The organism is Fastidiosibacter lacustris (assembly GCF_003428155.1).
GTDB classification, from domain to species: domain Bacteria; phylum Pseudomonadota; class Gammaproteobacteria; order Francisellales; family Francisellaceae; genus Caedibacter; species Caedibacter lacustris.
This window is the reverse complement of record NZ_QLIR01000030.1, coordinates 1-13,302: the sequence shown is the minus strand read 5'-3', so window position 1 is coordinate 13,302 and position 13,302 is coordinate 1. Positions and strand designations below refer to the sequence as shown.

13 protein-coding genes are annotated in these 13,302 nt (G+C 35.0%); 10 read left to right on the top strand and 3 right to left on the bottom strand.

All coding sequences use genetic code 11. The annotated features are described in order from the left end of the window. Positions 1-446: 446 nt before the first annotated feature. Positions 447-725 (bottom strand): DUF6812 domain-containing protein, encoded by a 279-nt coding sequence (locus DNJ77_RS09540; RefSeq protein WP_116964838.1) that lies wholly within the window; start codon positions 723-725, stop codon positions 447-449. Between the two features lie 229 nt (positions 726-954). Here DNJ77_RS09540 and cysS point away from each other — a divergent pair, with 229 nt between their 5' ends. From cysS to DNJ77_RS09500, 8 genes are all read left to right on the top strand, one after another. Beyond that, complete coding sequence (gene cysS, locus DNJ77_RS09535; protein WP_420810640.1) at positions 955-2,343, top strand: cysteine--tRNA ligase; 1,389 nt, start codon at positions 955-957, stop codon at positions 2,341-2,343. A gap of 1 nt (position 2,344) precedes the next feature. Then, the gene (gene prmB, locus DNJ77_RS09530; RefSeq protein WP_116964836.1) at positions 2,345-3,307 is read left to right on the top strand and encodes a 50S ribosomal protein L3 N(5)-glutamine methyltransferase; all 963 of its coding nucleotides are present in this window, start codon (positions 2,345-2,347) and stop codon (positions 3,305-3,307) included. Then, on the top strand, positions 3,297-4,358 hold the full coding sequence (aroC, locus tag DNJ77_RS09525) for a chorismate synthase (protein ID WP_116964835.1): 1,062 nt from the start codon (positions 3,297-3,299) through the stop codon (positions 4,356-4,358). The genes prmB and aroC overlap by 11 nt, the downstream gene beginning before the upstream one ends. Positions 4,359-4,485: 127 nt before the next feature. Further along, complete coding sequence (locus DNJ77_RS09520) at positions 4,486-5,100, top strand: DedA family protein (RefSeq protein WP_116964834.1); 615 nt, start codon at positions 4,486-4,488, stop codon at positions 5,098-5,100. Then, positions 5,100-5,411 carry a PilZ domain-containing protein gene (locus tag DNJ77_RS09515; RefSeq protein ID WP_116964833.1) on the top strand — a complete coding sequence of 104 codons (312 nt, stop codon included), beginning with the start codon at positions 5,100-5,102 and terminating at the stop codon, positions 5,409-5,411. Before DNJ77_RS09520 ends, DNJ77_RS09515 begins: the two co-directional genes overlap by 1 nt. A 14-nt stretch (positions 5,412-5,425) precedes the next feature. Continuing rightward, positions 5,426-6,778 (top strand): DNA repair protein RadA, encoded by a 1,353-nt coding sequence (gene radA, locus DNJ77_RS09510; protein WP_116964832.1) that lies wholly within the window; start codon positions 5,426-5,428, stop codon positions 6,776-6,778. Positions 6,779-6,952: 174 nt separating this feature from the next. Next, positions 6,953-7,384 carry a universal stress protein gene (locus DNJ77_RS09505; RefSeq protein WP_116964831.1) on the top strand — a complete coding sequence of 144 codons (432 nt, stop codon included), beginning with the start codon at positions 6,953-6,955 and terminating at the stop codon, positions 7,382-7,384. Next, complete coding sequence (locus DNJ77_RS09500; protein ID WP_116964830.1) at positions 7,377-10,046, top strand: PD-(D/E)XK nuclease family protein; 2,670 nt, start codon at positions 7,377-7,379, stop codon at positions 10,044-10,046. Before DNJ77_RS09505 ends, DNJ77_RS09500 begins: the two co-directional genes overlap by 8 nt. Here DNJ77_RS09500 and DNJ77_RS09495 read toward each other — a convergent pair. Together DNJ77_RS09495 and DNJ77_RS09490 are read right to left on the bottom strand one after the other, a co-directional pair. Continuing rightward, a complete protein-coding gene (locus DNJ77_RS09495) occupies positions 10,041-10,286 on the bottom strand; it encodes a hypothetical protein (protein ID WP_116964829.1) in 246 nt (81 codons plus the stop codon). The genes DNJ77_RS09500 and DNJ77_RS09495 overlap by 6 nt on opposite strands. 70 nt (positions 10,287-10,356) lie before the next feature. Beyond that, entirely contained in the window at positions 10,357-10,677 is a 321-nt protein-coding gene (locus DNJ77_RS09490; RefSeq protein ID WP_116964828.1) for a DUF2845 domain-containing protein, read from the bottom strand. Positions 10,678-11,111: 434 nt separating this feature from the next. On the opposite strand from DNJ77_RS09490, the gene DNJ77_RS09485 reads away from it, so the two are divergent. Together DNJ77_RS09485 and DNJ77_RS10050 are read left to right on the top strand one after the other, a co-directional pair. Beyond that, a complete protein-coding gene (locus tag DNJ77_RS09485; RefSeq protein ID WP_116964827.1) occupies positions 11,112-12,014 on the top strand; it encodes a C1 family peptidase in 903 nt (300 codons plus the stop codon). A gap of 323 nt (positions 12,015-12,337) precedes the next feature. Next, a complete protein-coding gene (locus DNJ77_RS10050) occupies positions 12,338-13,120 on the top strand; it encodes a helix-turn-helix domain-containing protein (RefSeq protein WP_204723395.1) in 783 nt (260 codons plus the stop codon). Positions 13,121-13,302 lie beyond the last annotated feature (182 nt).

The window sequence follows — 13,302 nt, the reverse complement described above, 5'->3', positions numbered from 1 at the left end:
CAGTCAGTAATAATGCAAGACCTAGTGCGCTATATTTAAATGTTTTTGCCTGAGTGTGTTTCATACAATATTTTCCTCTCATACTTAATATGCCTTATTAATTCCCTTATATGTCCTATAATTTTGTACAGGTTGTACGGGCGGCATTATAATATAAACATTTATCTACTTTCAAATACATTTTGATATTAACAGATTCTTAATAAAAGGAAATAAATATTATTGTTACAATTTTTGATTATTCCACTTTAGTCAGAAAAATAACATGCTTACAGATAGCCATTGCCATTTAGACTTTACCTGTTTTGATCGTATGCAAGGTGATCTTATATCTACTTGCCTAGCTTCTGGCATTTCACATTTCATCAATCCTGCTGTACAGTTCTATAATTGGCATAAGGTCATTGCTTTATTACTTAAACTCTTAAGTGCAAGCGCTTGTTTTTTTATGCGCCGTGATCAGGATGTAGAAATAAAATATTGTCTAAGTTCACGTTCATAAAGTCACATTCACGAATAAGTTCGTCATTAGCGTGTATATAAATTTTAGCATTGCGCAGAGCAATGAATTTACCAGTTGTTTCTGTGTTGATGTGATCAGTCAAACGCACGCCTGTACGCACAGAAATCTCACCTTTAATCTTATATTTATCGGTATAAATGGTAATGAGAATAAAGTCGCGGGCACTATTTCTTGAGTCAGCTGCATTGTAATAAAAAGGCATTTGCCACTCCTTTGACGTGAAACAGTTGTTATCTGGAGTATAGAAAAAAAATTGAAAAAATCGAGTTTAGCCAAATAAACGGTTAGAAAGTCCTGCTTTTTTAACAAATTATCGGATAGGTTTTACAGCATGTGGCAAAACATAAGAAAATGATTTAAACCCTGCTTAGGCGATGGTAACATAACAAGATATTTTTAAATGAGAAGTGAACAAGTCGTTTTGTATGAGTATTTATGTATATAATTCCTTATCTGGAAAAAAGGAGCTTTTTCAGCCAATTACACCACGAAAACTTAAAATGTACGTTTGTGGTATGACGGTTTATGATGATTGTCACATTGGTCATGCACGGACTCAAATTGCATTTGATGTGATTTTGCGCTATTTTCGCTATTGTAGATATGAGGTGACTTACGTTCGTAATATTACCGACATAGATGATAAGATTATTAAGCGTGCTAATGACAACCATGAATCAACCAATATGCTTGTTGAGCGAACGATTGCAAGTATGTATGAGGATTTAGATCGTTTAAATATTTTGCGTCCTGACTTTGAGCCACGTGCTACTCAAACAATTGCTGAAATGTGCCAAATGATCAAAACGTTGCTTGAAAAAGGTTATGCCTATGTTTCTAGCAATGGTGATGTTTATTATCGTGTTGAAAGTTTTAAAGGTTACGGCAAGCTTAGTAAGCAAAGTTTAGAAAGCTTACGTATTGGTGCGCGTGTTGCAAGCAATGAGCAAAAAGAAAATCCACTTGATTTTGTGTTGTGGAAAGCCTCTAAAACCAATGAACCAAGTTGGGATTCCCCGTGGGGAAAAGGGCGTCCGGGTTGGCATATTGAATGTTCCGCGATGTCAAAAAAACTGCTTGGGAATAACTTTGATATTCACGCGGGTGGTTCAGATTTACGTTTCCCACATCACGAAAATGAAATTGCCCAATCAGAAGCTGCAAATGACTGTACTTTTGCCAATTACTGGTTGCATTCAGGAATGGTGCAAGTTGATGCTGAGAAAATGTCCAAGTCATTGAATAATTTCTTTACGATCAAGGAGGTGCTTAACGAATATCATCCAGAGGTTGTGCGTTTCTTTCTAATTTCTGGTCAATATCGCAGTGAAATTAATTATTCAAAAGAAAATCTTGATCAAGCAAAAGCAGCTGTTGAGCGTTTATATTCCGCGTTGCGTGGTATTGAAATAATGCAAATAGATGGTCTGCCTGATAATAAAGATGAATATATTGCTGCATTTAAAGTAGCAATGGACAATGATTTTAATACACCTGAAGCTTTGCCTGTTTTGTTTTCTTTAGCAAAAGAGATCAATAAATATCGTGCTAGCAACATAGAAAGAGCGACACAATATGCACACTTATTATTGCAATTAGCAAATGTACTTGGGATTTTGCATTATCCTGCAGAAGCATATTTTAAGCATAGTGGTGAGAATGTATTGCCGGATAGTGAAATTGAAGCAATGATACAACAGCGTATTGAAGCTAAGCAAAAAAAAGATTACGCAAGTGCGGATAATATAAGAAATACACTGGCTCAATCTGGTATTGTACTAGAAGATACTGGCACAGGTACGTTGTGGAAGAGAGGATAAAATGAGTGATGTATTTGGTACAGATGTCAACGTTGATGCTTTAGCTTCAGATTTAGAAACTATACGCGATTATCTACGCTGGGCATCAAGTCGTTTTTTAGAAGCTGAGTTATTCTATGGGCATGGCACCGATTCAGCTTGGGATGAAGCAGTTCATTTGGTATTACAAGCACTTTATTTGCCGCTTGACATAGATGACAGAATTTTAGATGCACGCTTGACACACGTTGAGCGTCAAAAAGTGATCAAATGGGTATATCGGCGAGTAGTAGATCGTATACCCTTGCCATATTTAACTAAAACAGCTTGGTTTGCTGGTATGAAGTTTTATGTCGATCAGCGCGTAATTGTACCGCGTTCACCAATAGGTGAACTTATTCGCAATGAGTTTGAACCATGGGTCAATCATAATAAAGTATTAAGAATACTTGATTTGTGTACAGGTAGTGGTTGCATTGGTATAAGTTGTGCGCATGTGTTTGATCAAGCACAAGTGACTTTAGTCGATATTTCTGAAGATGCTCTTGCTGTGGCTGAAAAAAATATCAAGCTTCATAATTTAGAAAATCGTGTTAAGACTGTCTATTCAGATTTATTCAATTCCGTGCAAGGACAAAAATTTGATTTAATTGTATCGAATCCACCTTATGTTGATCATGAGGATTTATCTTCTATGCCTGAAGAATACTTAAAAGAACCAATACTGGCACTAGGTTCAGGAGAGGATGGTTTGGATATTACGCGCAGAATTTTAATTGAAGCTTCTGATTATCTTACTGAAGATGGAATTTTAATCGTTGAAGTGGGTAATAGTCAATGTGCTTTATGTGAAGCGTTTTCTGAGGTGCCTTTTACCTGGCTTAACTTTGAAGACGGTGGAGAAGGTGTATTTTTACTTACTTATCAAGAGCTCATTACCTATAAAAAAGCGTTTGAAGCAGGGTTGAATAATCATGCCAGGTAATACAATTGGAGAATTGTTTCGTGTCACTACTTTTGGAGAAAGTCATGGATTGGCTTTAGGTGCAATTATTGATGGCTGTCCTTCGAGTATTGAACTATGTGAAGTCGATTTACAAAAAGATTTAGATCGTAGAAAACCAGGACAATCAAAATTTACAACTCAACGCACAGAACCTGATCAGGTGAGGATTTTATCTGGAGTGTTTGAAGGTAAAACAACGGGCACGCCGATTGGATTACTAATTGAAAATGTCGATCAAAAGTCTAAAGACTATGGTGAGATTAAAGACCAGTTTCGACCAGGACATGCTGATTTTACCTATTTTCATAAATATGGTATTCGTGATTATCGCGGTGGGGGGAGGTCTTCTGCACGTGAGACAGCGATGCGTGTTGCAGCAGGTGCGATTGCTAAAAAAATATTGAAACAACAATTTAATATTGAAATTTTTGGCTATGTTTCTCAAATTGGTGATATTGAGCTTGATCTTAAAACACCTGATTTTATTGAACAAAATCCATTTTTTTGTGCAGATCCACAGAAAATTCCAGCGCTTGAGGAATTAATCCACAGTATACGCAAGCAAGGAAACTCAATAGGAGCCAAAGTCAATATCGTAGCTAAAAATGTGCCTATTGGTTTCGGTGAGCCTGTATTTAGTCGTTTAGATGCCGAAATTGCTAAAGCATTAATGAGTATTAACGCGGTAAAGGCAGTTGCTATTGGCGATGGTTTTGACGTTGTTAAGCAAAAGGGGAGTGAGCATCGTGATGAATATACTAAACAGCTAGGCTTTTTAAGCAATCATGCTGGTGGTATTTTGGGTGGAATTTCATCAGGGCAAGATATTTTAGTCAGTATTGCTTTTAAACCGACTTCAAGTATTTTGATACCAGGGCGTTCAGTCGATATTTATGGCAATGACTGTCAAGTTGTGACAAAAGGGCGTCATGATCCATGTGTTGGAATTAGAGGCGTTGTGATTGCTGAGGCAATGTTGGCATTGGTTTTAGTAGATCAATATTTACAGCATAAAGCACAAAATTTGTAATAAAATGCTTTGCATTTTAAATAAGCAATGGAATTTTAAGAGGATATATAACCGTTGCAATAAGCGACAAGGCTTCTTAGAGCGTTGATGATTAAACTGAAAATAGATAACAAGTAAAGAGGTAACGATGACACCAGAACATATTGCATTGATTCAACAATGGGGTTATTGGCTTATGTTTGGTGCTGCTATTATTGAAGGTGAAACATTTTTGATCTTAGGTGGTGTTGCGGCTGCCGCAGATATGCTGGATTTAGGCTGGATTATTGTATTATCAATTATTGGTTGTTTGCTTCACGACTCCTTCTTATTTTGTTTAGGACGATTTATTGGTCCTAAGATCTTAAGTCGTAAACCAAATTGGCAGCCTAAGGTTAATCGGATTAGTATGCTGATCGACAAGTATAACTTTTGGTTGATCTTGGGTTTTCGCTTCGCTTATGGGTTACGTACAATTATTCCATTTGCGCTTGGAATGAGTACAATTACAAATTTTAAATTCTTAATTTTTGATTTTATTGGTGGCGTTATATGGGTGTTTGTTTTCTTGTTGGGTGGATATTATTTTGGCAGTGCACTTCAGGTTATTCTGCATAAATTATCATTGCTAGACTTGGTTAAAGAGCATTGGATTATATCGATGGTTCTTTTATTTATTATCATTTTTGGCATAAGCTTTTTTGTGCATTGGCGTAAAAAGCATAATAAAAAGAAACAACTCAAAATCAATATGGAAATTTGATGATGACAACCATACACATTACTTTAGATTCAAAACAAGATGCGTTAGAAAAATATTTGCCTTTTATTAAGCAAGGGGCACTTTTAACGAATAGTGAACTACAAATTTTGTTTGGAGAAGAAGTGAATCTTGTGGTCAAAATTTCTGAATTACAGCAAGAGTTTGCTTGTAAGGGAAAAATTGTGTGGGTGAGCGTTGATGAGTTACAAAATAAAAAAAGCTTTGGCATTCAACTGTTAGCTGATGAGGGCTTTGAGCTCAATCAAGTGCTGGAAAATTATTTAGTTGGCTTAATTAAACACGATAAATAAGGTAATTTAAGTAAATGGCAAAAGTAAAAACAAGCTATATTTGTCAAGCATGTGGTGCATTTTCGACGAAATGGCAAGGGCAATGCCCAGATTGTTTTGAATGGAACACTTTAGTTGAAACCTTAATTCAATCAACATCAATAACAAGTAAAGTAGGTTACGCAGGCGTACAAACAAGAGTACAAAAACTCAGTGAAGTCTCACTTGCTGAATATCCTCGCATTGGTTCTCCTTTTAGTGAGTTTGACCGTGTGATGGGTGGTGGAATTGTCCCAGGTTCGGTCACCTTAATTGGAGGTGATCCAGGTATCGGGAAATCATCCATTTTATTACAAATTATGACGGTGTTATCCCTTCAATACAACGCACTTTATGTGACAGGAGAAGAGTCGTTAGAGCAGGTGGCTTTGCGTGCCAAGCGCATGCAGCTCCCAAGTGATAAATTATTGATGATGAGTCAAACTAACGTTGAACTGATCTGTCAGTATATCGAACAAAATCGTCCTCAACTTGTGGTTATTGATTCTATCCAAACGATGCAAATTGAATCATTGCAGTCGGCACCAGGTGGTGTTGCTCAAGTAAGAGAGTCGGCAAGCCTATTAACTCAAACTGCAAAGCGTACTAATACAGCCGTGTTTTTGGTAGGGCATGTCACCAAATCTGGTGAAGTTGCAGGTCCTCGGGTCTTAGAGCATATTGTTGATGCTGTTATTTTCATTGAAGGACAAGCAGATGGTCGTTATCGCATGGTGCGAGCTATGAAAAATAGATTTGGTGCGGTAAACGAGCTAGGTGTGTTTGCAATGACTGATAAGGGTATGCGCGAAGTAAAAAATCCATCTGCTATTTTCTTAAATCGAGCCGATGACGATATATCAGGGAGTGTTATTATTAGTATATGGGAAGGTACACGCCCAATACTTGCCGAAGTTCAAGCTTTGGTAAATGAAAACGGTTACGGTCAACCTCGACGTTTAGCGGTAGGCTTAGACCCCAATCGCTTAGCTATGTTGTTAGCGGTCTTACAAAGACACTTAGCTGTGCAACTTGCTGACTTTGATGTTTTTATCAATGTGGTAGGAGGTATTAAAGTTAATGAAACAAGTATTGATTTGGCGATTATTGCAGTAATTTTATCAAGCTTATATAGCAAACCGATTGCAAAGGATTGGATTATTTTAGGTGAGGTGGGATTGTCTGGTGAGATTCGTCCAGTTCCGTATGGTCAAGAGCGTTTACATGAAGCACAGAAACATGGCTTTAAGCATGCGATTGTGCCGATGAGTAATGCTCCTAAAAAAGAAGTTGAAATAAAAGTAACAGCAATTAAAAAATTGAAAGAACTTAAAGATTTGCTAGTATAATACTTCTTATATTCTGGACCACAATTTGAGACATAAAACCAGTCTAAAAAAATCTTAAACACATTACTTTTGATCACTTGCAAGGTGGAGCTTAAAATACAAATCCTTTGAGTTTAGCCAGTAGCTTGTATACACTTAATAAGCAAATTCAAAAATATATAAGGAAGTTGGTTTATGTTTGAATATAAAAATATTATTTATGCTATTAATGTCAATGATGATGTAGAAAAAACACTCACACATTTGACTGATTACGCTAAACAAAAATCAGCCAAGCTGCATGTGGTGACAGTACATAAAACCATTTTTGATTATGGATATGGTGCAGGGGTATCGGAAAAAACGCCTAATCAGCTGATAAAAGAGCGTTTAGCAAAGAAATTTCAAGAAGTGACAAAAAAGGTCGAGAAACAAACATATGTAGATTGCAAACTGATTGAGGCGGATTCCGTTGCAGATGGTATTATTGAATATGCTCAGAAGAATAAAATAGATTTATTGATCTTAAATGGACACCATCATGGCATTTTAGGGCGCATGGGTTCTGTTGCCAGCAAGATTGCAAATAACGCACCTTGTGATGTGGTTATCTTAAAAAATGTCTAATACTCTATTGTATACGCCTTATGTTGAGTTATTTAAGTTGCTTGATGAAAGCACAATTGTTATTACTGTAAATAATCGCTTAGCTAAATATTTGAATCAACTGTATTTGCAGTATTGTGTGCAAAATAGTCGTTGTGTGTTGTTTAATGAATATTTTTATAATTTGGATCTTTTTATAAAGAAATCGTATACGTTTGCTCAGATGCTAAACACGGATTTGGCATATGTTATTTCTGATGATGAAGCACAGTTTTTGTTTTTCTCTATTTTGCAGCAAGATGAGCGTGTCTTTATGCCAAGCATCAAACAAGCTAAAGAACTGTTTGCAGCATGGCAGTTACTACAAAACTGGCAGATTGATATCAAGACACTAGAAACCCATAAAGCTAACGTGAATGTAGAGCATTTTTTAGATTGGGGGCTTTCCTATCAGGCTTTATTACACGATAAAGGCTATATTGATAAGAGTCAGTGCATCGGTCAGTTGCTACAAGCTCAACTTTTACAAGAGCTTAGCTATAGACAGAGGCTTAAACAGATTATTTTAATTGGATTTGATAGTAAACCGCCTTTGATAGAAGCGTGGCTGACAGCCTATCGTAATATTAATGTCAAAGTGAGTAGTTGGAGTGTAGCACAAAAAGAGGGGCGTCTAAAAATCAGGCAATATGTCGATCATAAAACAGAGATAAATGCAGTTGCACAAGAGGTTTTTCGTATTCATCAATTGAAGCCAAATGCAAAAATTGGTGTGATTGTTCCTGACTTACAAAGCCGATTTTATGATTTGCGTGAAACGTTTGATGCAGTTTTATTAGATCCAGCTATATATCATCTTCCGTTATTGGATAATGCGTATCGACCTTATAGCATTTCAGGTGGTGAACCGTTATTGAATTTACCGATTATTCAACAGCTGTTCTTATGGCTTAAGTTTGATAAAGTTAATTGTTTTAGTGACATTGCGCTTATGTTAGGCTCAAGTTATGTAAAAGGCTATAAAGCATATGCTATATCGCGCCAAAAACTGATCTTAAAACTTAAAACAGATCTTCCACGTTTTGTATCACTACGCATATTGACACAATATGCTTTTTTTTATGAGCAATTCGACCCTCTATTACAAGATTGCTTAAAAGCGGTTACAACACTTATACCTACCACCCAAAAGGTGTCTGTTGATATGTTTGTTCATTGGATAAAACAGATGATCGAAGCTTTAAATTATTTAGATGAATGTACATTGAGTAGTTTAGAATACCAAGCGCTATCAAAGTTTTATTTGTTATTAAATAAGCTTCTTCAATTTGAGCGTTTAGGTATTAAGCTTATGATTTCACAGTGGCTAGTTGAACTTAGTCATTTAGCGGCTATGACGGTTTTTCAAACCCAAACTATTCATGAAAAAAATATTCAAATCCTAGGGGTGCTAGAAGCTACTGAAATTGCTTTTGATTATTTGTTTATTGTTCGTATGAGTGATAATAACTGGCCAAGCTTAAGAGGTATGAATCCATATTTACCATTCTTACTTCAAAAGGAGTATGCTATGCCACATTCAAGTGTAGAGCGAGAATTTATATATGCAAAGACCATTACAAAGCGCCTAATTCGGCAAGCTGATGAAGTATGTATAAGCTATGCAGAATTTGAGGGAGAAAATCAACAATCTATATCTGCTTTAATAAGTCAATTGGGATCAGTCGAAATCCATAATGAGCCAAGAGTAGAAGTATTAAAACCAAAAGTTGATTTTATCTCGTTTATGGACGATAGTTTACCAGTCGTAGATAAAAATGCGCTTCAAAGCATTACTGGAGGAACACAGATATTTAAGAACCTTGCTGAGTGTCCTTATCGTGCAGCCTTAGTGCATAGGTTGAAGCTAACAGCAGATAAGCCACATAAACCCATTTTATCAGCACTTCGCAAAGGGATTGTAATTCATCATGTGTTAGAGCATATATGGCGAGAACTTAAGGGCTCACAAAGCTTACAAAAGCTAACAGATGATGAATTGAAAATCTTAATTTCTCGATATATTGATGCGGCATTACAAGTAAACATCTTACTACTTGCACAATTGCCAGATGTGATTAAAAAAGCAGAAGAAAGTCGTTTAGTGGATTTGATTACGAAGTGGTTAAAGTATGAAAGGATGCGTCAAGAACCTTTTCATGTAATTGGATTAGAGAAATCACTTATGCTTGAAATTGGGGGAGTGAATTTGCAATTGCGTGTTGATCGAATTGATCAACTAAGTAATGGCTATACTGTGGTAATTGATTATAAAATCTCAAAAAATTATAGCATTAGTGGACTATTAAGCTCCCCTATTATGGAGCCTCAACTACCACTTTATGCTGTTTACGAAGATAGTGACGCAGTTGCCGTTGCAACGGTAAATGGTGCCAATATTAGCTTACAAAGTATTTCAAGTATTGAGAATTGGATTAAAGAGGGTGAGCCTGAGATTTTTGGTGCAAAAAAATCAGCATCAGTTGATGCTCCACAAAACTTTAATGCACTGAAACGCTATTGGCGAAAACAATTAGAATTACAGATACAGCAGTTTCTACAAGGTAAAAGTATAATCACTCCTTCGGTTAAAAGTTGTCAATATTGTGAGTTTTCAGCTGTATGTCGAGTAAGTATTTTATGATGAACGCTTTTCAATTTTTGCTAGTACAATCCCAACAACAATGAAAATTGTCCCTATGATTAAGCTCGCACACCCTAACATACCAGTGATAACAGAATCACTAAGATCATATAAACTTGTCTCAGTAGTGTACCAAGTAAAAGCACCTAAAATCAAGATGATACTAAGGACTACTAATACAACTCCAATAATAAGGCAGCCGATGGTGGAAGCAGGTTGTTTACAGCTTTTACACTTCATAATTGTTCTCCTTGAGCCATATGGTATATTGTAAAATACGTAAATTCACTGAGCTAATAAAAACTAATAATTAATCATCAAATTTTTCATTTTCGGAATCATAAGAAATATCTTTTAATTTTTCATTTACAAAGCGGAACTTCGCTTTAGTGACAATTAAGCTATCATTGGGGTCAACAAATTTATAAGCCAGTATAGTACTCTTAGATTTTTTATAGTTCCTTGTGATACTAGGCTCACCACAACTTTTTATGACTTCAGCTTGTGTCTGATTTAAGCTTATTGTTTTACCATTACAGCTAAGCAAGAAATTATTTTCAGCAGCTAAGGAAAGTGAGCTTATCAATAATCCAGCAGCTGTCATTGCAATCAGAGTTTTATTTTTAGACATTTTAGCCTCCTAAAAGTTTATTGTGTTAAAAAATGTGGGGGAATTCGATAATAAGCGTAGATTGGAATTTTAAATATTGCAAGATGAAGATGAAGTAGACAAAAATATATTTTTATTTAGCTTTACTATACTACTTGCGAATTATTTATCATTAATTTATGGTGGTGGTCAACTTATCTGGTTATGAAAGGTTATTTATCGTTCCTTAATATATTCATTATTGACGAAACTCAGTTTATCAGAATCGCACAAAAGCCTTAAACCACTTGAAAATACTATTAATTTTGATGCCTTTTATGTCAAATTTACGTTGAGTAGTATCAGTTTGAGTCGCGCTGGTTTTTTTGAACGTTGCTGTTTTAATATTGCTGGAGTATTATTATGGTTGCGGTAAAAAATTAGTTTACGAAACCTAAAATATTAAGGAGTATCGTATGCTACCAAAACATAGATATGGTTGGCTTCGAGACTATCCTGATCATCGGGACTTTACACCAGAGTGTTCTTATAAACTCTTAAATGGTCAAAAGATATGTGATGTTTTATTAAAAATGGGTTTAGAATCCAAAGATGATATAACGTTACCAACCACGATTGATTTACGCAGATATTGTAGTGATGTAAAAAATCAAGGGCATCTAGGATCCTGCACTTCACATGCAGGGGTGGCTTTATTAGAGTTTTTTGAAAACAAATCCTTCTCAACTTACATTGAAGCTTCTAGATTGTTTTTATATAAAATTTCACGTAAGTTGATAGGGTTTAATGATGACGTTGGTAGTTATATTCGGACTACAATGGGAGCGATGAGAATGTTTGGCATCCCACCAGAAAAATTTTTACCTTATTATGTTGATGGACAAATTAATCCTGACTGGAATAAAGATCCAGAACCATTTTTGTATGCTTATGCTAGTAACTATAAGGCAATAGAATATTTTAGGCTTGATGCTGAAAATCTAGATAAAAATAAACTCTTATTAAGAATCAAGACTTATCTTTATGGGTCTTATCCATCTATGTTTGGTTTTACTGTATATGATAGTATAAAACAAGCATCTGATAGCGGTTTTATCCCTTATCCAGATATAAATGAAAGAGTTGTTGGTGGTCATGCTGTAGTAGCAATAGGTTATGATGATGATATGAAGGTTGTGAACACAGCTAATAATGAAGTGACTAAAGGTGCTATCTTGATTCAGAATTCATGGGGACAAGGATGGGGAGAGCATGGTTATGGATGGTTGCCCTATAAATACATTTTATCTGGCTTGGCTGTTGATTGGTGGACATTAATTCAAAGTAAATGGATAAACACTAATAATTTTGGTTTTTAAGGATAAGGAAAACGTTTGAATAACTGTGTAAATTTGTTCGTAAATTATAAAATGGGTTTAATTTATAATCTAGGAATGAATGATGAAACCAGAAGAGAAGAGTATGATTACACTACAGAAGATGGCGATTTGGAAATTAGAGTGTCACAGGACTCATTATAGGTTGAAATGATGTTATGCATATTTCATGATCAAATTTAAAGGTAAGGTTAAAACTCTATGAAAAGTTTACATCGTTTAAGTGAAAATATTCAACTCAAAGTGGGTAGATGTTTTGGTTTATAATAAGCAATCAACATATAATTGAGATTTATGGAGCAGTTATGAATAATATGCTTAAGAAGCTTCCAAAAAGCTCACAACTAGGACTTTCTGATATTCAATGGATATTGGAAGATTCAACTAATCAAAAATCAAAATTGGATTTTATTCAAAGTTTATTAAGGTTATATAAAATAGAATCATTTTCTCATTCTGTGTTTAATACGGATTTTATATTTGGAATTATAACAACTACTCCGCCTAGTGAGCTTTTATCATACTATTATTCGAAAGTGTGGCAAGCAGATAAAGTCCTTAACTTTTCCGTAAGCCCTAATTTACAAGTAATTGATTATTTCAATGACTTCAAATTTAAGTTTATAAAAGAATATTCAAATACTATTAATAATAAAATATCACTTGTTTCAGCAAAAGTTGTACTTGGCAAAAAACATTATTTTGCTTTTAACATTGACCGAGAATATTTTAATCAAATAAAGCAAACTAACCACCTTTTTAAACTATATTCTGTAATTGATTCTGCTATATCCCTTATTTACTCGCAGATTAGAATTAAGCGTTTCTTTGAAATTCACCATGAAGATATCCCCAAAAGGGTCATAAAGGATCCAGTCAACAATAAAACGATGTTGATCATTAGTGATTTGAGTGTCAAAGAAATGGAGTATTTAAAAATTCTTGCAAGTGGATGTACAGCTAAAGAAATTGCATTACATTTACATAAATCTTATCGTACAGTACAAAACGTGATTGCGGCACTTTTAAAAAAATTAAATGTAGACACAAAAGAACAGCTAACTTTAGTGGCAAAGATTATTCTTTAGCAAAAGATAAGAAATTTTAATCAAGTTTGTAATTTTAATTACATGTATAAGTGTCATTACCAAGGGAAATTGTCGTGTTAATAGTATGGTCTGAATGCTATTGAGTCAACAAACTATTAGTAATAGCCCTGGCTTTCTGAATGCGTAAAGCAATTGTATTCAATTTTTCACGTAGCCAGATA

Coding starts and splice junctions, on each gene's coding strand:
- DNJ77_RS09500 (WP_116964830.1), top strand. CDS start 7,377: ATGTCTAATACTCTATTGTATACGCCTTATGTTGAGTTATTTAAGTTG.
- DNJ77_RS09540 (WP_116964838.1), bottom strand. CDS start 725: ATGCCTTTTTATTACAATGCAGCTGACTCAAGAAATAGTGCCCGCGAC.
- DNJ77_RS09515 (WP_116964833.1), top strand. CDS start 5,100: ATGATGACAACCATACACATTACTTTAGATTCAAAACAAGATGCGTTA.
- radA (WP_116964832.1), top strand. CDS start 5,426: ATGGCAAAAGTAAAAACAAGCTATATTTGTCAAGCATGTGGTGCATTT.
- prmB (WP_116964836.1), top strand. CDS start 2,345: ATGAGTGATGTATTTGGTACAGATGTCAACGTTGATGCTTTAGCTTCA.
- DNJ77_RS09490 (WP_116964828.1), bottom strand. CDS start 10,677: ATGTCTAAAAATAAAACTCTGATTGCAATGACAGCTGCTGGATTATTG.
- DNJ77_RS10050 (WP_204723395.1), top strand. CDS start 12,338: ATGAATAATATGCTTAAGAAGCTTCCAAAAAGCTCACAACTAGGACTT.
- aroC (WP_116964835.1), top strand. CDS start 3,297: ATGCCAGGTAATACAATTGGAGAATTGTTTCGTGTCACTACTTTTGGA.
- DNJ77_RS09505 (WP_116964831.1), top strand. CDS start 6,953: ATGTTTGAATATAAAAATATTATTTATGCTATTAATGTCAATGATGAT.
- DNJ77_RS09520 (WP_116964834.1), top strand. CDS start 4,486: ATGACACCAGAACATATTGCATTGATTCAACAATGGGGTTATTGGCTT.
- DNJ77_RS09495 (WP_116964829.1), bottom strand. CDS start 10,286: ATGAAGTGTAAAAGCTGTAAACAACCTGCTTCCACCATCGGCTGCCTT.
- DNJ77_RS09485 (WP_116964827.1), top strand. CDS start 11,112: ATGCTACCAAAACATAGATATGGTTGGCTTCGAGACTATCCTGATCAT.